Source organism: Blastococcus saxobsidens (genome assembly GCF_002938435.1).
Lineage (GTDB): Bacteria > Actinomycetota > Actinomycetes > Mycobacteriales > Geodermatophilaceae > Blastococcus > Blastococcus saxobsidens.
In genome coordinates this window covers 1-21,134 of the sequence record NZ_POQT01000029.1, presented here as the reverse complement: position 1 = coordinate 21,134, position 21,134 = coordinate 1, and the positions used below count along the sequence as shown (strand labels likewise).

Annotated in this window: 23 protein-coding genes; 17 read left to right on the top strand and 6 right to left on the bottom strand. The window is 74.2% G+C overall.

Features of this window, described 5'->3' with window-relative positions; all coding sequences use genetic code 11:
* The first annotated feature begins 85 nt into the window (after positions 1 to 85).
* From tsf to C5507_RS16120, 4 genes are all read left to right on the top strand, one after another.
* Complete coding sequence (gene tsf / locus C5507_RS16135) at positions 86 to 901, top strand: translation elongation factor Ts (RefSeq protein WP_104529536.1); 816 nt, start codon at positions 86 to 88, stop codon at positions 899 to 901.
* A 206-nt stretch (positions 902 to 1,107) separates the two neighbouring features.
* Complete coding sequence (gene pyrH, locus C5507_RS16130; RefSeq protein WP_282957590.1) at positions 1,108 to 1,878, top strand: UMP kinase; 771 nt, start codon at positions 1,108 to 1,110, stop codon at positions 1,876 to 1,878.
* A gap of 65 nt (positions 1,879 to 1,943) precedes the next feature.
* Positions 1,944 to 2,501 (top strand): ribosome recycling factor, encoded by a 558-nt coding sequence (frr, locus tag C5507_RS16125; RefSeq protein ID WP_104529534.1) that lies wholly within the window; start codon positions 1,944 to 1,946, stop codon positions 2,499 to 2,501.
* A 26-nt stretch (positions 2,502 to 2,527) separates the two neighbouring features.
* Positions 2,528 to 3,625, top strand: a complete 1,098-nt coding sequence (locus C5507_RS16120) for a phosphatidate cytidylyltransferase (protein WP_104529533.1) — start codon at positions 2,528 to 2,530, stop codon at positions 3,623 to 3,625.
* A gap of 62 nt (positions 3,626 to 3,687) precedes the next feature.
* On the opposite strand, the gene C5507_RS16115 is transcribed toward C5507_RS16120, so the two are convergent.
* Positions 3,688 to 4,800 (bottom strand): GNAT family N-acetyltransferase, encoded by a 1,113-nt coding sequence (locus tag C5507_RS16115; RefSeq protein ID WP_104529532.1) that lies wholly within the window; start codon positions 4,798 to 4,800, stop codon positions 3,688 to 3,690.
* Between the two features lie 17 nt (positions 4,801 to 4,817).
* Here C5507_RS16115 and C5507_RS16110 point away from each other — a divergent pair, with 17 nt between their 5' ends.
* Together C5507_RS16110 and C5507_RS16105 are read left to right on the top strand one after the other, a co-directional pair.
* On the top strand, positions 4,818 to 5,804 hold the full coding sequence (locus C5507_RS16110) for a DUF2332 domain-containing protein (protein ID WP_104529531.1): 987 nt from the start codon (positions 4,818 to 4,820) through the stop codon (positions 5,802 to 5,804).
* Positions 5,801 to 6,451 carry a TrmH family RNA methyltransferase gene (locus C5507_RS16105; RefSeq protein WP_207225787.1) on the top strand — a complete coding sequence of 217 codons (651 nt, stop codon included), beginning with the start codon at positions 5,801 to 5,803 and terminating at the stop codon, positions 6,449 to 6,451. The genes C5507_RS16110 and C5507_RS16105 overlap by 4 nt, the downstream gene beginning before the upstream one ends.
* On the opposite strand, the gene C5507_RS16100 is transcribed toward C5507_RS16105, so the two are convergent.
* Both C5507_RS16100 and C5507_RS16095 read right to left on the bottom strand, forming a co-directional pair.
* Positions 6,448 to 7,317, bottom strand: a complete 870-nt coding sequence (locus C5507_RS16100; RefSeq protein WP_207225785.1) for an alpha/beta fold hydrolase — start codon at positions 7,315 to 7,317, stop codon at positions 6,448 to 6,450. The genes C5507_RS16105 and C5507_RS16100 overlap by 4 nt on opposite strands.
* A 62-nt stretch (positions 7,318 to 7,379) precedes the next feature.
* A complete protein-coding gene (locus C5507_RS16095; protein ID WP_104529581.1) occupies positions 7,380 to 8,153 on the bottom strand; it encodes a polyphosphate kinase 2 family protein in 774 nt (257 codons plus the stop codon).
* 93 nt (positions 8,154 to 8,246) lie between these two features.
* Between C5507_RS16095 and rlmN the strand changes: the two genes are divergently transcribed.
* Complete coding sequence (gene rlmN, locus C5507_RS16090) at positions 8,247 to 9,434, top strand: dual-specificity RNA methyltransferase RlmN (RefSeq protein ID WP_104529580.1); 1,188 nt, start codon at positions 8,247 to 8,249, stop codon at positions 9,432 to 9,434.
* Positions 9,431 to 10,162, top strand: a complete 732-nt coding sequence (locus C5507_RS16085) for a VIT1/CCC1 transporter family protein (RefSeq protein ID WP_104529530.1) — start codon at positions 9,431 to 9,433, stop codon at positions 10,160 to 10,162. Before rlmN ends, C5507_RS16085 begins: the two co-directional genes overlap by 4 nt.
* A 117-nt stretch (positions 10,163 to 10,279) precedes the next feature.
* Here C5507_RS16085 and C5507_RS16080 read toward each other — a convergent pair whose 3' ends face one another.
* The gene (locus C5507_RS16080) at positions 10,280 to 10,582 is read right to left on the bottom strand and encodes a DUF2631 domain-containing protein (protein WP_104529529.1); all 303 of its coding nucleotides are present in this window, start codon (positions 10,580 to 10,582) and stop codon (positions 10,280 to 10,282) included.
* Between the two features lie 76 nt (positions 10,583 to 10,658).
* On the opposite strand from C5507_RS16080, the gene dxr reads away from it, so the two are divergent.
* The 5 genes from dxr (at position 10,659) to C5507_RS16055 (ending at position 17,296) form a co-directional block, all read left to right on the top strand.
* A complete protein-coding gene (gene dxr / locus C5507_RS16075; RefSeq protein ID WP_104529528.1) occupies positions 10,659 to 11,858 on the top strand; it encodes a 1-deoxy-D-xylulose-5-phosphate reductoisomerase in 1,200 nt (399 codons plus the stop codon).
* 13 nt (positions 11,859 to 11,871) lie between these two features.
* Complete coding sequence (locus tag C5507_RS16070; protein WP_341272918.1) at positions 11,872 to 13,242, top strand: M50 family metallopeptidase; 1,371 nt, start codon at positions 11,872 to 11,874, stop codon at positions 13,240 to 13,242.
* A 68-nt stretch (positions 13,243 to 13,310) separates the two neighbouring features.
* Complete coding sequence (gene ispG, locus C5507_RS16065) at positions 13,311 to 14,471, top strand: flavodoxin-dependent (E)-4-hydroxy-3-methylbut-2-enyl-diphosphate synthase (protein WP_104529526.1); 1,161 nt, start codon at positions 13,311 to 13,313, stop codon at positions 14,469 to 14,471.
* Positions 14,472 to 14,474: 3 nt separating this feature from the next.
* Complete coding sequence (locus tag C5507_RS16060; protein ID WP_104529525.1) at positions 14,475 to 15,326, top strand: GNAT family N-acetyltransferase; 852 nt, start codon at positions 14,475 to 14,477, stop codon at positions 15,324 to 15,326.
* Positions 15,327 to 15,403: 77 nt separating this feature from the next.
* Positions 15,404 to 17,296, top strand: coding sequence for a penicillin-binding transpeptidase domain-containing protein (locus tag C5507_RS16055; protein ID WP_242611107.1), 1,893 nt, complete (start codon positions 15,404 to 15,406; stop codon positions 17,294 to 17,296).
* Positions 17,297 to 17,367: 71 nt separating this feature from the next.
* Here the strand turns inward: C5507_RS16055 and C5507_RS16050 are convergent, their stop codons facing one another.
* On the bottom strand, positions 17,368 to 17,814 hold the full coding sequence (locus C5507_RS16050; RefSeq protein ID WP_104529524.1) for a ferritin-like domain-containing protein: 447 nt from the start codon (positions 17,812 to 17,814) through the stop codon (positions 17,368 to 17,370).
* Between the two features lie 12 nt (positions 17,815 to 17,826).
* Positions 17,827 to 18,312 (bottom strand): hypothetical protein, encoded by a 486-nt coding sequence (locus C5507_RS16045; RefSeq protein ID WP_104529523.1) that lies wholly within the window; start codon positions 18,310 to 18,312, stop codon positions 17,827 to 17,829.
* A 290-nt stretch (positions 18,313 to 18,602) separates the two neighbouring features.
* On the opposite strand from C5507_RS16045, the gene rimP reads away from it, so the two are divergent.
* The 4 genes from rimP to C5507_RS16025 all read left to right on the top strand — a co-directional run.
* Positions 18,603 to 19,259 carry a ribosome maturation factor RimP gene (rimP, locus tag C5507_RS16040; RefSeq protein WP_104529522.1) on the top strand — a complete coding sequence of 219 codons (657 nt, stop codon included), beginning with the start codon at positions 18,603 to 18,605 and terminating at the stop codon, positions 19,257 to 19,259.
* Complete coding sequence (gene nusA, locus C5507_RS16035; protein ID WP_104529521.1) at positions 19,256 to 20,407, top strand: transcription termination factor NusA; 1,152 nt, start codon at positions 19,256 to 19,258, stop codon at positions 20,405 to 20,407. The genes rimP and nusA overlap by 4 nt, the downstream gene beginning before the upstream one ends.
* An 8-nt stretch (positions 20,408 to 20,415) precedes the next feature.
* Positions 20,416 to 20,775 carry a YlxR family protein gene (locus C5507_RS16030; protein WP_104529578.1) on the top strand — a complete coding sequence of 120 codons (360 nt, stop codon included), beginning with the start codon at positions 20,416 to 20,418 and terminating at the stop codon, positions 20,773 to 20,775.
* An 86-nt stretch (positions 20,776 to 20,861) separates the two neighbouring features.
* The coding region (locus C5507_RS16025) for a translation initiation factor IF-2 N-terminal domain-containing protein (protein WP_211295530.1) at positions 20,862 to 21,134 on the top strand (273 nt) is incomplete at its 3' end.

Sequence of the window (21,134 nt, the reverse complement as noted above, 5' to 3'; positions counted from 1 at the left end):
GCGCGCCGTCCCCCCGGGAACGGGGGGACGGCGCCACCGCCCGACCTTCGCCGACCGCACCACCGACAAGCCAAGAGGAAGAGACATGCCTGCCTTCACCGCAGCCGACGTCAAGCGTCTCCGCGACGCCACCGGCGCCGGCATGATGGACGCCAAGAAGGCCCTGACCGAGGCCGACGGCGAGTACGACAAGGCCGTCGAGCTGCTCCGCGTCAAGGGCGCCAAGGACGTCGGCAAGCGCCTCGAGCGCTCGACGACCAACGGCATCGTCGTCAGCAAGGACGGCGCCCTGCTCGAGCTCGACTGCGAGACCGACTTCGTCGCCAAGAACGCCGACTTCGTCGCCCTCGCCGAGCGCCTGCTCGAGATCGGCCTGCAGTCCAAGCCGGCCGACGCCGCCGGGCTGCTGGCGACGGACGTCGACGGCCAGACCGTCGAGAAGCTGATCGAGGGCGAGTCCGCCCGCATCGGCGAGAAGCTGGTCCTCTCCCGCTTCGCCGCCTTCGAGGGCGCCACCGCCGTCTACCTGCACAAGCGGGCCACCGACCTGCCCCCGGCCATCGGTGTCGCGGTGCAGTACTCCGGTGGCAGCGAGGACGCCGCGCGCAGCCTGGCGATGCACATCGCCGCCGCTCGCCCGCGGTACCTCACCCGCGAGGAGGTCCCGGCCGAGGCGGTCGAGACCGAGCGTCGCGTCGCCGAGCAGACGGCCAAGGAGGAGGGCAAGCCCGAGCAGGCGATCAGCAAGATCGTCGAGGGTCGGGTCAACGCCTACTACAAGGACTTCGTCCTGCTCGAGCAGCCGTCGATCACCGAGCCCAAGCGCACGGTCAAGCAGATCGTCGACGAGGCCGGTCTGACCGTGGAGCGGTTCGCCCGCTTCGAGGTCGGCCAGGCGTAGCAGAACCACCGCAGAGGACCCCGCGTCCCCCATCAGGCCCCGCTTCAGGGGCCCGCGCCGAGCGTGCGAGGCGTGGGGGGAAGTGGGGTCCTTCTGCTGTCCGGCCCCGGTCGCGACCGCGCACTCGGCAGGATCCGGGTGCCACCATGCGGCAGGATCACCCCGATCGACTCCCACCGCATCGACACGACTCCAGGGATGACGCGTTGACCGACACCACTCCGCCGCTGTCCGCTCCCAGTGCCTTCGAGCCCGCCGACGGGCACGGCTACAAGCGCGTGCTGCTGAAGCTCTCCGGCGAGGCGTTCGGCGGCGGCAGCGTCGGTGTGGACTCCGGCATCGTGCACAGCATCGCCCGGCAGCTCGCCGAGGTCGTGCACGGCGGCACCCAGGTCGCCGTCGTGGTCGGCGGCGGCAACTTCTTCCGCGGGGCCGAGCTGGCGCAGGCGGGCATGGACCGCCGGCACGCCGACTACATGGGCATGCTGGGGACGGTCATGAACGCGCTGGCGCTGCAGGCGTTCTGCGAGCAGGTCGGCCTGGAGACCCGGGTCCAGACGGCGATCGAGATGGGCCAGGTCGCCGAGCCCTACATCCCGCGCAAGGCGGTCCGGCACCTGGAGAAGGGGCGGCTGGTCATCTTCGGCGCGGGTGCCGGCATGCCGTACTTCTCCACCGACACCGTCGCCGCCCAGCGCGCCCTGGAAATCGGTTGCCAGGTGTTGCTGATGGCCAAGAACGGCGTCGACGGCGTCTACGACGACGACCCGCGCACCAACCCGGCCGCGCAGATGTACACCGATCTGGACTACGCGAAGGTCCTGGCCGACGAGCTCAAGGTCGCCGACGCGACGGCGATCAGCCTGTCGATGGAGAACCGCATGCCGATCGTCGTGTTCAACCTGCTGACGGACGGCAACATCGCGCGCGCCGCCTCAGGTGAGAAGATCGGAACGCTGATCAGCCAGCCCGCCTGACGGCGACAGCAGACAGCCCGCAGCCGAGGACGACGGCAGACGCCGTCGCGATGGAGGAGAGACCCGTGATCGACGACACCCTGCTCGACGCCGAGGAGAGGCTGGACAAGGCCCTGTCGGTCGCTCGGGAGGACCTGGGGTCGGTCCGCACCGGCCGGGCCGCCCCGTCGATGTTCGCCAAGATCTTCGTGGACTACTACGGCGCGATGACCCCGGTACCGCAGATGGCCTCCATCACCGTGCCGGAGGCGCGCATGGCGGTCATCAAGCCCTACGACATGGGCCAGCTCTCGGCCATCGAGAAGGCCGTCCGCGACAGCGACCTGGGCGTCAACCCGACCAACGACGGCCAGATCATCCGCGTGGTCTTCCCGCAGCTCACCGAGGAGCGCCGCCGCGACCTGGTGAAGATGGCCCGCTCCAAGGGCGAGGACGCCAAGGTCGCGATGCGCAACATCCGCCGCCGGGCCAAGGACGAGCTGGACCGCATCGTGAAGGACGGCGAGGCCGGCGAGGACGAGGTGCGCCGCGCCGAGAAGGACCTCGACGACCTGACCAGCAAGCACGTCGCCCAGATCGACGACGCCGTCAAGAACAAGGAAACCGAGCTGCTCGAGGTCTGACCTCGCACCCCGGCCCACCAACGCCCATGACGCCTCCCTCCGCCGACCGCCCGGGCTCCGTCCGCCCGGGTGCCGAGCCGTTCCCGCGCGTCGGTGGGCGCACGGGGGCGTCGCGGCCGGCCGGCCACGACACCGGGCCGGTGCGGGCCTCCCGTCCGGTGCCGCCATTGCCGCCGCTGCCCGCCCGTGCTCCGGTCCCCGTCCCTGACGACACCGCGGTCTTCCCGCAGGCCCAACCGCCGAGCGAGGGCGCCCCGACGTCGACGGCGATGCCCCAGGCCGAGGACGTCCAGGCGTTGCCCACTACCGAGAAGCCGGTCGGGCGGGCCGGGCGCGACCTGCGGGCCGCCATCGGTGTCGGGGTCAGCCTGGTGGCGGTCATCGTGGCCTCCCTGCTGGTGTGGCGGCCGGCGTTCCTGGCCGTGCTCACCGCGGCGATCCTGGTCGCCGTCGTGGAGCTGACCCGGGCACTGCGGACCGGCGGTTTCCACGCCCCGCTGGTGCCGCTGCTCGTGGGGACCTTGGCCATGGAGGCGCTGGCCTGGACCCGCGGACCCACCGGCCTCATCACCGCCTTCTTCCTGACCGCCCTGGCCGTCCTGCTGTGGCGGCTGGCGCCCGGACCGGCCGGCTACCGGCGGGACGCCGCGGCCGGCGTCCTCGTGGCCCTCTACGTGCCGCTGCTGGCCGGGTTCGCGGTGCTGCTGCTCGTCCCCGAGGACGGCGCCGCGCGGGTGCTGGCCTTCATCGCCACCGTGGTGGCCAGCGACGTCGGCGGCTACGTGGCGGGCGTGCTGTTCGGCAAGCACCCGATGGCGCCGTCGATCAGCCCCAAGAAGTCCTGGGAGGGGCTCGGCGGCTCGGTGCTCGCCTGCATGCTGGTCGCCACCCCGATCATCGTGTTCGCCCTCGACGGACCCTGGTGGGGCGGGCTGCTCTTCGGCGCCGCCCTCGCCGTCTCCGCGACCGTCGGTGACCTCGCCGAGTCGCTGATCAAGCGCGACCTCGGCATCAAGGACATGGGGAACCTGCTCCCCGGCCACGGCGGGATCATGGACCGGCTGGACTCGCTGCTGCCTTCGGCGGCCGCCGCCTACCTGCTGCTGTCGGTACTCGCGCCGTAGAAGGACCCCGTCCTTCCCACCCCTCGCCAGCTCGGGGCGGTGCCCTGGACGGAGCCGTTCCCTCAGCTTTCTCGGTCGGCGCCCCACATCGAGCCGACCTGCTCGAACCCGCGGCGGGCGTACCAGTGCTGCGGCCAGTCGTCGCCGGCCGCCTCGAGCACCACCAGGTCACAGCCCGCATCGCTGGCCAGCTCCAGCGCCCTGGCCAGCAGCGCATCGCCGTGCCCGCGGCCGCGGTGGCCGGGGTCGGTGAGCACCGAGTCCACCGCCGCGGTGGCGCCGTCGACCCGCAGCTGCGCCGACGCCACGACGCGGTCGCCCTCGCGGACGACGAGATCGGTGACCGCCACGACGCGGTCGTTGAGGTGCTCACGGCCCACCAGGTCGGCCACGGTGCGCTCCAGGTCGGCGCCGAGGTGCGCCAGGTTCTCCCGCCACGACCGCGCCCAGAACTCGTGCACCTGCTCCTGCGCCACGGTCTCCACCCGGGCGGCGTCGCCGGTCGGAGGAGGGCCGGAGGCCCGGCTCATGAGGACCAGCTCCTCGACGTCCCACCCCCTCCCGCGCAGCTCGGCCGCGACCGGCGACGCCCCGGCCCACGCCAGCAGCACCGCCCGGTGCGGCCAACCGGCGTTGCCGCCCACCTCGTCCGCGGCCGCTGCCACCGTGGCGGCGTCCACCGGCTCGGTGAACAGCAGCCGGTTGTTGTCGTGCGAGCGGACGTGGTCGGGATCGAGCACCGCGACCCCGCCCGGGACGTCGCCGACCCCGACCGCCCGCCGCACCGGCAGCGACGTGAAGAAGGCCCGGGCGCGTGCCCCGGCGTCGCCGGGTGCGGGCAGCCGCACCGGTGCCGGCGGCCGGTAGGGGACGACGGCGACGACCGCGGACACCGGCAGCGGTCCGTACAGGTGGGGGAACAGCATCCCGGCCGGGTCCTCGGGGCGTCCGGGCTCGAAGCGCACCGGATCGGGGAGGCGGGCGGGGTCGACGACGAGCAGCGCCAGGTCCCGGCGGCCGGGGAACAGCGCCTGCGCCGGCAGGTGCACCTGTTCCGGCGTGGAGAGGTGCACGAACCCGGCCGCGGCCGGCGACGGCGGGCGGACAACACCTGCGCGCAGGGCCTCGCGCCACTCGGCCGGCTCGATCAGGTGGAGGAGGACGTCGGGCTGCACCCTGCGATCCTGCCCGCATGACGGAGGAAGACCTCACCCGCATCGCCCGCGGATATCGCTCCTTCACCGCCGGGGCCCGGTACTCCTCGCCGCTCTACGCCGAGCTGGCCGAGCACGTCGCCGGCTCGGCGACGGTGCTGCGGTTCCTCGCGGCGCTGCCGACCGGCAAGCGCCAGCCCAACCTGCTGTTCGCCGCGCTGCAGTTCCTCGGCGGCGCCCCCGTCGACGGCGCCGAGCTGGACCGGCGGGTGGCCGACGACGCCGAACGGCTGCGCGCCACCATGCTGGCCCGCGCCACCCAGACCAACGAACCGGCGCGGTGCGGAGCGCTCCTGCCGGTGCTCGCCCAGCTGGACGCGCCGCTGACCCTCGTCGAGGTGGGCGCCTCGGCCGGCCTGTGCCTCTACCCCGACCGGTACGGCTACGACTACGACGGCGTCCGGGTCGGGCCGGCGGACACGGTCCGGATCGCCGTCACGACCTCCGGGGGCGTGCCGGTCCCGCGGCGGCTGCCCACCGTGGTGGCCAGGATCGGGGTCGACCTGAACCCGCTCGACCCGGCCGACCCCGACGACCGCGCGTGGCTGCGCGCCCTCGTCTGGCCCGGTCCGGCCGCCGACGAGCGGCTGCACCGGCTGGACGCGGCGGCGGACGTGGCGGCGGACGAGCCGGCCACGCTCCTGCACGGGGACCTGGTCGACCGGCTGCCCGACGCGCTCGGGTTCGCCGCCCCGGGCAGCACCGTCGTCGTCATGCACACCGCGGTGCTGCCCTACGTGCCCGAGGAGGTGCGCGGCCGGTTCGCCGACGCCGTCCGGGACCTGCCGGTGCGGTGGCTGGCGCAGGAACCGCCGGGCATGGTGCCGGGCACCGGGGAGCGGCCGGACGACGCCTGGGGTGCGCACTTCGTCGTCTCCCTGGACCGCCGGCCGCTGGCCCGGTCCGCACCGCACGGCGGCCGGCTGGAGTGGCTCGGCGGCGGGCTGGAAACATCCCCGGCGTGAGCGACGACGCCCTGCCCGGCCCCACCGACTGGGGGACGACGGTCGGCGTCGGCCCCTGGGCGGGCCCGTGGCCGGCGGACCAGCGCTACGACCGACAGCTGCTCGCCGAGGGGGACCGGCGCAACGTCGTCGACCGGTACCGCTACTGGACGGTCGAGGCGATCGTGGCAGACCTCGACCGGCGGCGGCACCCGTTCCACGTCGCCATCGAGAACTTCGGGCACGACCTCAACATCGGGACGGTGGTGCGCACGGCCAACGCCTTCCTCGCTGCCGAGGTGCACGTGGTCGGCAGGCGACGGTGGAACCGCCGCGGGGCGATGGTCACCGACCGCTACCAGCACCTGCGCCACCACCCCGACGTCGGTGGGCTGCTCGCCTTCGCCGCGCAGGAGGGCCTGGCGGTCGTGGCGGTCGACAACGGGCCGGGCGCCGTGCCGATCGAGACGGCCGAGCTGCCGGAGCGGTCCGTGCTGCTGTTCGGCCAGGAAGGGCCCGGGCTCACCGAGGAGGCCCGGAAGGGTGCGGCGATCACCGTCTCCATCGCCCAGTTCGGCTCCACCCGCTCCATCAACGCAGGCGTGGCCGCGGGCATCGCGATGCACGCGTGGATCCGGCAGCACGCCGACCTGGGCGCGAGCCGCTAGCCCTCGCCGAGCACCTCGCGCAGCCGTGCCGCGAAGGCCTCGGGCTGGCCGGCGTAGCCGTGCTCGCCGCCCAGGAACCCGCCGTGATGGCTGGGGAAGACCGTCAGCTCCTGACCGAGCAGCGCGGCGAGCGCCTCGCTGGTGCGCCAGGTGACCGTGCCGCGCGACTCCGTCCCGGCCGCGACGACCACGCGGGTGGATGCGGCGGTCAGCGCCTCGACGTCCGGGCGGAAGCCGGTGACCGGTGCGGAGGCGCCGGAGAGCAGGGGGTCGTCCCGCGCGCCGTCGTCCTCGGCGGGCAGGCCGAACGAGGCCGGGTCGGGCACCTCGAAGGAGTCGGGGAACTCGCCCTGCCACGAGGTGAAGGCGAGAAAGCCGGCCATGCCGGCGCCGAAACCCGAGCGCTGGTAGGCCGCGAGGAACGCGCGCTCGCCGGCGAAGGCCCGCTCCGCGTCGGGGAGCACGCCCAGCACCGGCGGTTCGTGCGCCACGAGCGTGCGCACGTCGCCGGGGTGCGCGGCCACGAGCGCCAGTGCCGTGACGGCGCCGCCGCTGCTCGCGAACAGGTCCACCGGCCCGGCGCCGAGGCTGCCGATGAGCCGGTGCAGGTCGTCGGCCTGCTGCTCTGGGTCGTGGTCGGTGCGGCCGTCGGTGCGCTCGCTGCGGGCGAGGCCCCGGGGGTCGTAGGTGACGACGGTGCGGTCGGCGACGAGGCCGGCGAGGGTGCCGAAGCCGCCGGCGTCCATCGGCTGGCCCACCATGAGCAGCGGTGGGCGGCCGTCGGCCGGGGGAAGCGGCCCGCGGACGTCGTAGGCGAGAGCGGCGCCGGGCACCTCGAGGGTGTGCGTCGACAGCATGGCGGTCATGGTCGGTCTCCTGGTCGGCTCGTCGGTCGGTCTGCCCTACAGACCCGGCAGCCACCCGGAACTCATCGGTCGTCGGTCAGCGGCGGGTCGGGGTCGATGCCCCGGGCGTGCAGCGCGGCCTCGATCGCCTCGCACACCGTGCGGACGACGGCGACCCGCGCCCACCGCTTGTCGTCGCCGGCGATCACGTGCCACGGCGCCACCGCGGTGTCGGTCTGCTCGAGCATCTCCTCGACCGCGGCCTCGTAGGCGCCGCGCTTCTCCCGGTTGCGCCAGTCCTCGTCGGTCAGCTTCCACGCCTTGTACGGGTCGGCGCGGCGCTTCTCGAACCGGCGCAGCTGCTCCTCGGGCGAGACGTGCAGCCAGAACTTGACGACGACCGTGCCCTCGGCGGCCAGCGAGGTCTCCAGGTCGACGATTTCCCCGTAGGCCCGGCGCCAGGCCTCCTCGGGAGCGAAGCCCTCCACCCGCTCGACCAGCACCCGGCCGTACCAGGTGCGGTCCAGCACGGCCATGCCGCCCCAGCCGGGCAGCACCGGCCAGAACCGCCACAGGAAGTGGTGCCGCTTCTCGTCGCGGGTGGGTGCGGCGAACTGGGCCACCCGCACGTGCCGCGGGTCCAGCTCGCCCACCAGCCGCTGGATCGCCCCGCCCTTGCCCGAGGCGTCCCAGCCCTCGAACAGCACCAGGAGCGGCGGACCGAGCTCACCGGGCCCGATCTGCCCGCCCAGCAGCAGCCGCAGGTGGACCAGCCGGTCCTGCGCCTCCTGCAGCTGCTGCTTGCCGTCCTTCTTGGACAGGCTGGCGGACAGATCGACGTCGGCGAGCCGGCTCATGCCTGCGACGATGCCAGGGTCCGGGCCCGCCCGGGTGAGTTCGGTCTCCGGACCGGCCACGGACGGCGGGGGAGTGGGACGATGGAGCACGCCATGACTGCCCTGCCCCTGGTCTTCGCCGCCCCCCGCCGCGGCACGCCGCCCCGCCACCTCGCCGATCTCACCCGCGAGGAGGCCCGCGCGGCCGTGTCCGAGCTCGGCCAGCCGGCGTTCCGGGCCGATCAGCTGGCCCGCCACTTCTACCGCGGCGTCACCGACCCCGAGCAGATGACCGACCTGCCGGCCGCGGCCCGCGAGACCCTCGTCGAGGCGCTGCTGCCGGGCCTGCTCACGCCCGTGCGGCACCAGGAGGCCGACGGCGGCCGCACCCGCAAGACCCTGTGGCGCCTGCACGACGGCGCCCTGGTCGAGAGCGTGCTCATGCGCTACCCCGACCGCGCCACCGTGTGCATCTCCAGCCAGGCCGGCTGCGGCATGGCCTGCCCGTTCTGCGCCACCGGTCAGCAGGGCCTGACCCGCAACCTGTCGGCCGCCGAGATCATCGGCCAGGCCGTGGCCGCGGCCGCCGCCATGGCGGACGGGGAGATCCCCGGCGGGCCGGGCCGGCTCTCCAACGTGGTGTTCATGGGCATGGGCGAGCCGCTGGCCAACTACGCCCGCGTGCGCAAGACGCTCGACGCGCTGCTGACCGCTGCCCCGCACGGCCTGGGGCTGTCGCAGCGCTCGGTCACCGTGTCCACCGTCGGCCTGGTCCCGGCGATCCGCCGCCTGACCGAGGAGGGGCGCAACGTCACCCTCGCCGTCAGCCTGCACGCGCCCGATGACGAGCTGCGCAACACCCTCGTGCCGATCAACACCCGCTGGAACGTGGCCGAGGTCGTCGAGGCCGCGGACGCGTACGCGAGGAAGACCGGCCGCCGGTACTCCATCGAGTACGCGCTCATCCGCGACGTCAACGACCAGCCCTTCCGTGCCGACCTGCTGGGGAAGCTGCTGGCCGGCAAGCTCGCGCACGTCAACCTCATCCCGCTCAACCCCACGCCGGGCAGCCAGTGGGACGCCAGCCCGCTGCCGGCGCAGCGGGAGTTCGTCGCCCGGCTGCGCGCGGCCGGGGTGTCGACGACGGTCCGCGACACCCGCGGCCAGGACATCGACGGCGCCTGCGGCCAGCTGGCCGCCTCCGACCAGGTCGACGGCGTGCCCAGCGTCGCCGTGGCCACCCCCACGGTCGAGCCGGCCGAGCCGCTGGTGCCACTGGGGGCCGAGGCGGACCAGGCGTGACCGCCGGCGCCCCGACCCCGCCCCCTGCCGCGGCCGAGGCGCACGAGCACGGCCACGCCGACGTCTCCGGCGGCTGGCTGCGGGCCGCCGTCTTCGGGGCCATGGACGGGCTGGTCACCAACACCGCCCTGGTCGCCGGCGTCGGTGGCGGGGGAGCGGCGCCCCGGGGCATCGTGCTGGCCGGTGTCGCCAGCCTCGTGGCCGGAGCCGTCTCGATGGCGCTGGGCGAGTACACCTCGGTGAAGACCCAGAACGAGCAGCTCGACCTCGAGGTGGAGAAGGAACGCCGCGAGCTCGAGCGCAACCCCGAGGGGGAGCTGGCCGAGCTCGCCGAGATGCTGCGGGTGCGCGGTGTCGACGACCGCCTCGCCCGGCAGGTCGCCGTCCAGCTCTCCCGCGACCCGGAGACCGCGCTGCGCCTGCACGTGCTGGCCGAGCTCGGCGTGAGCGCCGAGGACCGGCCGTCGCCCGTGGTCGCCGCCGTCTCCTCGTTCCTCACCTTCGGTACCGGCGCGCTGCTGCCGCTGCTGCCGTACTTCTTCGGCGTCTCGCTGCTGTGGGTGGCGCTGCTGTGCGGCGGCATCGGTCTGCTGACCGCCGGGGCCATCTCCGCGCGATTCACGCCGCGGCCGTGGTGGTACGCCGGCCTGCGCCAGCTGCTCTTCGGAGCCGCGGCGGCCGCGATCACCTACCTGATCGGATCGGCGATCGGCGTCGTGGTCAGCTGACCCGGCCGCCGCAGGACATCCCGGCGTCGGCGAGCGCCTCGGCGCTTCCGCCGGGGCTCTGGACGACGACGGCCGGGCCCCGTGCGGGGACCCGGCCGTCGTGTAGGTGCTGGGGCGTCAGCGACGCCAGGCGGTCTTCTTCCGGCGCAGGTCCCAGATCAGGGTCAGGGCCATGAGGCCGGCGATGCCGTAGAGCCACAGGTCCTCGACGCGGCCCTCGTGGTTGCCGATGAGGTAGGTCAGGATCACGATCGTGGCGAGCCAGCCACCGATCTGACCCCACCTGCCGGTCTCGCCGTGCCAGCCCCAGTCCTGCGGGCTCTCGTGCTCGACGGGGTGGGAGCCGGCGCGGACGACGGCCTCCTCACGTCCGGGCTGGCTGACCCGCTGGGTCGACGGGGAGTGGAATGCCTCGGTCACGCCGCCATTCTGGCAGGAGCCCGGCGGTCGCACCCTCCGAGGTGGGGCGACACGGCGGGTCGGGAAGGATGGGCGTGTGCGCGAACCCCGCGAGGTCACCCTCCTCGGCTCCACCGGCTCCATCGGCCGGCAGGCCGTCGCCGTCGCCCAGCAGAATCCCGACCGGCTGCGGATCACCGGGCTGGCCGCCGGCGGCGGGGACGTCGCCACGCTGGCCGAGCAGGCGCTCTCCCTCGGTGTGCGCACCGTGGCCGTCGCCCGGGCCACCGCCGCGCAGGACCTGCAGCTGGCCTTCTACGCCGCGGCGTCGCAGCGCGGCTGGGCCAAGGGCGAGTACGCCCTGCCCGAGATCCTCGCCGGTCCGCGGGCGGCCGAGGAGCTCGCTGCCCGCCCGGCCGACGTCGTGCTGAACGGGATCACCGGCTCGATCGGCCTCGGGCCCACCCTCGCGGCGCTGCGCGCCGGCCGCACGGTGGCGCTGGCCAACAAGGAGTCGCTGATCGCCGGCGGGGACCTCGTCCTGGCCGCCGCCGCACCGGGCCAGCTGGTGCCCGTCGACTCCGAGCACTCCGCCATCGTCCAGTGCCTGCGGGGTGGGACCCGCGGCGAGGTGGCCCGCCTGGTGCTGACCGCCAGCGGGGGCCCGTTCCGCGGGCGCACCCGGGAGGAGCTCTCCGCCGTCACCGTCGAGCAGGCGATGGCCCACCCCACCTGGGACATGGGCCCCGTCATCACCATCAACTCGGCGACGCTGGTCAACAAGGGTCTGGAGCTGATCGAGGCGCACCTGCTCTTCGGCGTCCCGTTCGCCGACATCGACGTCGTCGTGCACCCGCAGTCGATCGTCCACTCGATGGTGACCTTCGCCGACGGCGCCACCATCGCCCAGGCCAGCCCGCCGGACATGCGGCTGCCGATCGCGCTGGCCCTCGCCTGGCCCGACCGGCTGCCCGACGTGCAGCCGGCCCTGGACTGGACGGCCGCGAGCACCTGGGAGTTCGCCCCGCTGGACTCCGAGGCCTTCCCCGCGGTGCGGCTGGCGCGCGCGGCCGGGGAGGCCGGCGGCGTGATCCCGGCGATGTACAACGCGACCAACGAGGAGGCCGTCGCGGCGTTCGTGGCGGGTCGGCTCTCGTTTCCGGGGATCGTCGACCTCGTCGCGCGTACCCTCGACGCCGCGCCGGATCTCGGCGCGCCCACCTGCGTCGACGACGTCCTCGCGGCGGAGCGGTGGGCCCGGGAGCACGCCCGGGGCGTGATCGGGCGCGGCATGTGACGGAGGGGCTGAGCTGAGCGAGATCCTGCTGACGATCCTGGGGATCGTCCTCTTCGCGCTCGGCCTGATGTTCTCCATCGCCTTCCACGAGGCCGGCCACTTCTGGTGGGCCCGTCGGTTCGGCATGCGGGTCCCGCAGTTCATGGTCGGCTTCGGGCCCACGGTGTTCTCCCGGCGCCGCGGTGAGACCGAGTACGGCGTCAAGGCGATCCCGCTGGGCGGCTACATCCGCATCGTCGGGATGATCCCGCCGGCCGAGGAGGGCGAGAGCAAGCGCGCCACCCGGATGCGCAGCTTCATCGCCGAGGTCCGCGGGCAGTCGCTCAACGACGTGCTGCCCTCCGACGGCGACCGGGTCTTCTACAAGAAGCCCTGGTGGCAGCGGGTCATCGTCATGTTCGCCGGGCCGTTCCACAACCTGGTGCTGGCCGTCGTCTTCTTCACGGTCGTGCTCGTCGGCTTCGGCATCCCGGAGATCACGACGACCATCGCCCGGGTGCCCGAGTGCGTGCTGCCCGCCGGTGCGGCGTCGGCCGGCGCTGAGGACCCGTGCTCGGTCCCGATCACGCCGGAGGGCCGGTTCTGCGAGGCCGGGGCCGCCGGCTGCGCGCTGCCGCCCCGTAGCCCCGCCACCGAGGCCGGGCTCGCGCCGGGCGACACGATCGTCGCCCTGGACGGCGAGCCGGTGTCCCGCGAGACCGACGTCGGCTGGGAGCAGGTGCAGGAGGCGATCCGGGTCAGTGCCGACGAACCCGTCGTCTTCACCGTCGAGCGGGACGGCGAGCGGCTCGACCTCACCGTGACACCCACCGAGAACCGGGTCTACGCCGACGACGAGGGCGAACGGACCGAGACCGTCGGCTTCGTCGGGATCAGCCCGGCGCCGCGCGACGTGCGGCAGTCGATCACCGACGTCCCGGGCCACCTCGGCACCATCGTCGTCCGGTCGGTGGACCGGCTGATCGAGATCCCGGAGCGCGTGCCGCAGCTGTTCCGCGCGACGTTCCTGGGCGAGGAACGCGACCCGCTGGGGCCCATCGGCGTGGTCGGGGTCAGCCGGATCTCCGGCGAGGTGTTCGCGTTCGAGAAGTTCTCCGGGACGCAGAAGATCAGCTACTTCGTCCAGCTGCTGGCCGGGATGAACATGGTGCTGTTCCTCTTCAACATGCTGCCGGTCTACCCGCTCGACGGGGGCCACATCGCCGGTGCGCTCTACGAACGGGTGCGAGCCGGGGTGGCCCGGTTGCGCGGTCGGCCCGACCCGGGCCCGTTCGACATCGCCCGGCTCATGCCGGTCGCCTACGCCGTCGCCGGTCTCTTCCTGGCGCTGTCGGTCCTGCTCCTGATCGCCGACGTGGTCAACCCGGTCCGCCTGAATCTCTGACGCGGCGTCCGGGCGCAGGTCACAGCGCCGTCGGCGGCACTGTGGCGAGCGCGGGGGATACTGGGCGCATGGCGATCCCCGTCGGCCTCGGCATGCCCGCTGCGCCCCCGCCCGTACTCGCTCCCCGGCGGAAGACCCGCCAGCTCGACGTGGGCGGCGTCGGCGTCGGCAGCGACCACCCCGTCAGCGTGCAGTCCATGTGCACCACCAAGACGGCGGACATCAACGCGACCCTCCAGCAGATCGCGGAGCTGACCGCGTCGGGCTGCCAGATCGTGCGCGTCGCGGTACCCGACACCGACGACGTCGAGGCGCTGCCGATCATCGCGAAGAAGTCGCAGATCCCGGTCATCGCCGACATCCACTTCCAGCCCCGCTACGTGTTCGCCGCGATCGACGCCGGGTGCGCCGCCGTCCGCGTCAACCCCGGCAACATCAAGAAGTTCGACGACAAGGTCGGCGAGATCGCGAAGGCGGCCAAGGACGCCGGCATCCCGATCCGCATCGGCGTGAACGCCGGCTCCCTGGACAAACGCCTGCTCGCCAAGTACGGCAAGGCCACGCCCGAGGCACTGGTCGAGTCGGCGCTGTGGGAGTGCTCGCTGTTCGAGGAGCACGACTTCCGCGACATCAAGATCTCGGTCAAGCACAACGACCCGGTCGTGATGGTCCGCGCCTACGAGCTGCTCGCCGCGCAGTGCGACTACCCGTTGCACCTCGGCGTCACCGAGGCGGGCCCGGCCTTCCAGGGCACGATCAAGTCCGCCGTCGCGTTCGGCGCGCTGCTCAGCCAGGGCATCGGCGACACGATCCGCGTCTCCCTCTCCGCGCCGCCGGCCGAGGAGGTCAAGGTCGGCAACCAGATCCTGGAGTCGCTGAACCTGCGCCAGCGCGGCCTGGAGATCGTCAGCTGCCCGTCCTGCGGTCGCGCCCAGGTCGACGTCTACAAGCTGGCCGACGAGGTCACCGCGGGTCTCGAGGGCATGGAGGTGCCGCTGCGCGTCGCCGTCATGGGCTGCGTCGTCAACGGCCCGGGCGAGGCCCGCGAGGCCGATCTCGGCGTCGCCTCCGGCAACGGCAAGGGGCAGATCTTCGTCAAGGGCGAGGTCATCAAGACCGTGCCGGAGTCGCAGATCGTGGAGACCCTCATCGAGGAGGCCCTGAAGATCGCCGGTGAGCAGGCCGCCGCCGGCGAGCCCTCCGGCCCGCCGGTCGTCACCGTCAGCTGACCCGTGCTGCGAACGCCCAGCGCCCGCGTCCTCGACGAGAGCGACGAGCCGGCCGTCACCGAGCTGCTGGCCACCGATCCCGTGGCCACCTGCTGGCTGGCGGGACGGGTCGAGGCGGCGGGCACCGCGCCGATGGCCGTCGGCGCGCCGCTGTGGGGGTTCGGTGCCGGGCGCTCGCTGGAAGCGGTCTGCCTGGCCGGTGCCAACCTCATCCCCTTCGCCCTCCCCGGCGCGGAGCAGCGGTCGGCGGAGGCCTTCGCCGACCGCGCGCGGCGGGCCGGCCGGCGGTGCAGCACCATCGTCGGCCCGGCCGGCTCGGTGGAACCGCTGTGGGAGCTGCTCGCGCCGTACTGGGGCCCGGCGCGGGACCACCGGCCCCGTCAGCCGCTGCTGGCCATCGACGGTCCGCCGGCCGTGCCCCCCGAGCCGCGCGTGCGCCCGGTCTGCCCCGAGGAGATCGACACGCTGCTGCCCGCCTCGATCGCCATGTTCACCGAGGAGGTCGGGGTGAGCCCGCTGCGCTCCGACGGCGGCTCCGGCTACCGGGCCCGGGTCGCCGACCTGGTGCGGAGCGGCCGGTCGCTGGCCTGGATCGAGCACGACGCGGTGGTGTTCAAGGCCGAGATCGGCGCGGTCTCGCGGGCGGCCTGCCAGGTCCAGGGCGTCTGGGTGGCCCCGGCGTACCGGGGGCGCGGCATCGGGACCGCGGGCACGGCGGCCGTCGTCGAGTACGCGCGGGCGACCATCGCGCCGGTGGTCAGCCTCTACGTCAACGACTACAACGCCCGGGCGCGCGCGGCCTACGCCCGCGTCGGTTTCCGCGAGGTCGGGACGTACTCCAGCGTGCTGTTCTGATGGCCCCGTCCGGAGGCTCGCGGCGAGCGGAGCGAGCCGTGAGAGGGACGGGTTCCTTCTTCTGACACTGTTGACCTGTGCGGACACGACCGGCCCCCACCCTGCTGATCTCCCTCCTGCTCGCCGTCCCCGTCCTCGCCGGCTGCTCCGGCAGCAGCGAGGACGACGTGCGCTCCGCCGCGCAGGCCTTCCTGGACGACTGGGCGGGGGGTGACCTCGCCGCCGCGGCCGCCGCGACCACCGAGCCGGACGCCGCCACCGCGCTCCTCGAGCAGACGGCCGGCGACCTGCCCGACGCCGCGCTCACCGCCGAGCTCGGGGAGGTCGCGGTCGAGGACGGCGCCGCCACCGTCGACTGGACGGCCACCTGGGACCTCGTGGCCGCCCCCGACTGGAGCTACGACGCGGTGCTGCGGCTGGAGGAGGGGGACGACGCCTGGCAGGTCGTCGCCGAGCCCGCCGTGGTGCACCCGGAGCTGGGGGAGGGGCAGCACCTCGAGCTCACCCGCAGCCTCCCGGAGCGCGCGACGATCACCGGTGCCGACGGCGCCCCGCTGTTCACGCCCACCGAGGTGGTCAACGTCGGGGTGGCCAAGGGGCAGGAGACCGACCTGCCGGCCCTGGCCGCCGCGCTGTCCGGGGCCACCGGGGTCTCCGCCGAGCAGATCGTGGCGGACGTCCAGGCGGCACCCGACGGCCAGTTCGTCCCGGTCATCTCGCTGCGCCGACCGCAGTTCGAGGAGATCCGGGCCCAGGTGTTCGACCTTCCGGGGGCGGTCTTCCCGACCGAGACGCGCCTGCTGGCGCCCTCGCCGCGGTTCGCCGAGGCCCTGCTGGGCCGGGTCGGCGCCGCCACCGCCGAGGTGATCGAGGAGTCGCAGGAGGACGGCGCACCCCGGTACGCCGCCGGTGACCAGCTGGGGCTCTCCGGGCTGCAGCGGGCCTTCCAGGAGCAGCTGACCGGGACGCCCGGATTCACCGTGTCGGTCGTCAGCACCGACGAGACCACCGGCGACGCCGGACGGGAGATCGCCGCCGTGGAGCCGGTGCCGGGGCAGCCGCTGCAGACGCCCCTGGTGCCCGCGGTCCAGACGGCGGCCGACGCGGCGGTCGCCGGGGAGACGCGCCCCACGCACCTGGTCGTCGTCCGTCCGGGCACCGGCGAGATCCTGGCGGTCTCCTCGAACGAGGGCGCGAACCCGGGCAACGCGCTGCGCGGTCAGTTCCCGCCGGGATCGAGCATGAAGGCGATCACCGCCACGGCGCTCCTGTCGACCGGCGCGCTCGCCCCCGACACGGCGGTGCCGTGCCCGGGGACCACGGTCGTCGACGGCCGCGAGTTCGAGAACCAGGACCAGTTCGACCTCGGCACCGTCCCGTTCACCGAGGCCTTCGCGCAGTCCTGCAACACCACCTTCATCCAACAGGGGCTCGAGCTGCCCGACGGCGCGCTCGCCGAGGCGGCCGCCGCCTACGGGGTGGGCACCGCCTGGGAACTGCCGATCGGCATCTTCAGCGGCACGGTGCCGGCCGACAGCACGGGCACCACCAAGGCCGCCAACGCCATCGGTCAGGGGCAGGTGCTGATGAGCCCGGCGCAGATGGCGCTGGTGGCGGCCGGCATCGCCAGCGGGACGCCGGCCGCGCCGGTCGAGGTGATGGGCGCCGAGCCCGCGGGCAGCGCACCGGCGGGTCCTCCGGCGGCGGTGCTCGACGCCCTGCGGCCGCTCATGCGCCAGGTCGTGCTGACCGGGACGGCGACCGCGCTCGGCGACCGCGGCGAGGTCTTCGGCAAGACCGGCACCGCCGAGTTCGGGACCAGCACGCCGCCGGACTCCCACGGCTGGTTCGTCGGCTACCGGCTGGGCGGGGCCCAGGGGGACCTGGCGTTCGCCGTCCTGGTCGAGGGCGGCCAGTCCAGCAGTGCCGCGGTCGCCGTCACCGACGCCTTCCTGGGCGCGGTGGGCTGAGCCTGCGGCGCGGCCCGCTCAGAGAACCCATGGCCTTCGGTCGCCTCGAACGGTGGAAGTCGCCGACTCCTTCACAGCCCGGGCAGCGCCCGGGTCGTCGGGTTCTGCGCCGCGGCGGCCCGCCAGCCGACGGCCCGCACCTCGGCGGCGCCGAGCACCTCCACGGCCAGCGCGCGGCTGTCCCGCTCGTCGGCCTGGTCGAGCACCCGCACCCAGGCCGCCGAGACGCCGTCCTCCAGGACGGCGGCCAGCGCGGCGGCGTCGACCGGCGAGAGCACGGGGAAGGGCAGCGCGTAACCCCCCTCGGGGGGCACGGGCTCGGTGCCGCGGTCGGTGAGCAGCGTCGTGACCCGGTCGCGCACGTCGCGGTGCGCCTCCTCCGCCGCGGCGACGGCCTGGTCGCCGGCCCCGAGGGCGGCGCCCACGACGCCGTAGCCCCAGATCGCCGCGTGCTCGGCGGCGAGCGCCTCGTTGAGGGCGGCGGCGTCGGTGCTGCCGCCGGTGGTGTCGTCAGCCATGGGCGGGCTCCCTCATGCCAGTCGGGCCTCGTGGCCGCGCAGGCCGGCGGCGATGGAGCCCAGCAGCGCCGCCCGCGCGCCGGACTGGTCCAGGCACGCGGCCGCGTGGGAGGTGGCGGCGACGGCGACCTGCGCGCGCAGCCAGTCCCGCGCCGAGCCCGCCGGGGGAGACCCCATCGGCTCGCCGGCGGGGTGGTCCCCCGGGGCGGCGGCGCGCAGCCGCTCCAGCTGCTCCGCGGCCTGCGTCGCGAGGTCGGCGACCGCTGTGGCGAGCGCGGGGTCGGCCCCGAAGGCCATGTCGTAGGCGGCGACCAGCGTCTCCTGCACGGTGACCTGTGCGGCGAGCTCGTCGGCCTGCTCGCTGGTCAGGCTGTCCCGCTCGTCGGCCGACGAGGAGGAGGTGCACCCGGCCACGGCGACGGCGAACCCTGCGGCGGAGGCCGCGAGCAGGGTCCGGCGGGTGAACGCCCGCGGGCCGGGGGGAGCGGTGGGAGCCATCGCCCCCATCCTCGCAGCCGGAGGCGCCGGAGGCCGTGCGTGCCGGCGACTCGTTCCTCCGCGTCGCCGTTCCGGTCCCCCCGGGTCTCCCGTCCGCCCCACCCGCCCCACCGGGCGGGGCGGGGGTCGCGCGGGCGGGAGGACCGGTGCGGCGATCCGGTCCGGGTCACCGGGCGGTAGCCTGAACACTTCTCCTCGACACCGGGTCCGGCCTGCGGCGCAGGTCCACGGCGCCGGTCGACGGGGGTGCGCACGGCATCGTGCGGTCGACCGAGCCTGAGGAGGCAAGCGTGTCCGCCTCTCGCGGAACCCAGCGGAGCGACCCCGCCACCGAGCGGCTCACCGGCTGGATCCAGCCGGTCGTCACCGATGCCGGGTACGACCTCGAGGATCTCGTGGTCACGCCGGCGGGCCGGCGCAGCGTCGTCCGCGTGGTGGTGGACCGCGAGCAGGGCATCACCCTGGACGACATCGCCGAGGTCAGCCGGGCGGTGTCGGAGGTGCTGGACAGCAACGACGACGGCATGGGGCGGACGCCCTACGTGCTCGAGGTGACGAGCCCCGGCGTCGACCGGCCCCTGACCGACCCGCGGCACTGGCGCCGCAACACCGGCCGCCTGGTCCAGGTCGCCGCCGGCCCGAGCGGGTCCACCGAGCAGCTGACCGGCCGGATCACCGCGGTCGACGACGCCGGGGTGACCCTGGCCGTCGAGGCGAAGGGCAAGCCCGGCGCCAAGAAGCGCCCGCCGCAGCCCCGCCTGGTGCCCTGGGCCGAGCTGGGTGCCGGACGGGTGCAGGTGGAGTTCGGCCGGCCGGACGCCGCCGACGACGGCCACGACGCGGACGTCGACGCGGACATCGACGAGGACATCGCGCAGGACGACGCCGTGGAACTCGAGGATCTGGACGAGGCCGAGCCCGCGGACGACGACGGAGGAGAGAAGTGAACATCGACGTCACCGCGCTCAAGGCGGTGGAGCGCGAGAAGGGCATCCCGGTCGACACGGTGATCGAGGCGCTCGAGACGGCCTTGGTGACCGCCTACCGGCACGCCGACGGCGCCGCCAAGCACGTGCGGGTGCACGTCGACCGCAAGAGCGGCGAGGTCGCCGTGCTCGCCCAGGAGATCGGGCCCGGCGGCGAGGTCGTGCGCGAATGGGACGACACCCCCACCGACTTCGGCCGGATCGCGGCCAGCACGGCCAAGCAGGTGATCGTCCAGCGGCTGCGCGACGCCGAGCACGAGCAGACCTTCGGCGAGTACGCCGGCAAGGAAGGCGACATCGTCAGCGGGATCGTGCAGGCCGACCAGCGGCGCAACGCCAGCGGCCTGGTCATGATCGACATCGGCAAGGTCGAGGCCGTGCTGCCCTCGGCCGAGCAGGTGCCGGGGGAGAGCTACACCCACGGCAGCCGGATCAAGGCCTACGTCGTCGCCGTCTCCCGCACCTTCCGCGGTCCGCAGGTCAGCGTGTCGCGCACGCACCCCAACCTGGTGCGCAAGCTGTTCGCCCTCGAGGTGCCCGAGATCGCCGACGGCAGCGTCGAGATCGTCGCCGTCGCCCGGGAGGCGGGGCACCGCTCGAAGATCGCCGTCCGGACCCGGGTCCCGGGCCTGAACGCGAAGGGCGCGTGCATCGGGCCCATGGGCCAGCGCGTGCGCAACGTCATGAGCGAGCTGCACGGCGAGAAGATCGACATCGTCGACTGGTCCGAGGACCCGGCCGACTTCGTCGCCTCGGCGCTCAGCCCGGCCCGGGTGAGCAGCGCCCGCCTCGTCGACGCCCAGGCCAAGGCGGTGCGGGTCGTCGTGCCGGACTACCAGCTGTCGCTGGCCATCGGCAAGGAAGGGCAGAACGCCCGCCTGGCCGCCCGCCTGACCGGCTGCCGGATCGACATCCGCAGCGACGCGCAGACCGACGACGCGGACGCAACCCCCTCGCCGGGGGTGGGGCGTCCGCCGCTGCGCCAGGCGACCCCGGCCCACCCGGGCGGGGGACGTGACGGCGCCCCGGGTGCCCGATCGCAGGCTCCGTCGGCTGGTCAGCGGTCCGCGCCACGACGGGCGGAACATCGCGGACCGGCCACGCGCTAGAGTTGCAGATGGCCGAAACGTCGAATCCGGTCCGCACCTGCGTGGGGTGCCGGAAGCGCGCGACGGTCGACGATCTGCTACGCGTCGTCGTGGTGGCCGGGGCCCTGGTCCCCGATCCACGACGGGTGCTCCCCGGTCGTGGTGCCTCGTTGCACCCGACGGAGGAGTGCCTGCGCGCGGCGGAGAGGCGCCGGGCCTTCTCGCGGGCGCTGCGATGCAGCACCCCGCTGGAGGCCGGTCCGCTCCGGGACCACGTTCTCGACACCTCGTCCCGAGGTGCCGCGGACGCCGACCGGATCGGGCGACAGCAGTTCCCAGTCGGGCCGGCACCAGGCCGGTCCGCACGTCGACAGGACACCGTCGGATGACTCAGCCGTGAAGTTCTCACGATGACCATGCGCCACTAACGACGAGGTCGAGCGGGCAAGCCGCCGGCCTCACAAAGAGGAGACCCGTGCCAGGCAAAGCCCGCGTACACGAACTCGCCAAGGAGTTCGGTGTCGACAGCAAGACCGTGCTCGCCACGCTCAAGGAGCAGGGCGAGTTCGTGAAGTCCGCGTCCTCCACCGTCGAGGCCCCCGTGGCCCGGCGGCTCCGTGAGGCCCTCGGCGCCGCCACCGGTGGCAACGGCGGGGCGGCCCCGGCAGCCCCCGCCCGCCCCGGTGCACCCGCCGCCAGGCCGGCCGCCCCCGCGGCTCCGGCTGCCCCGCAGGCTCCCGCGGCCCAG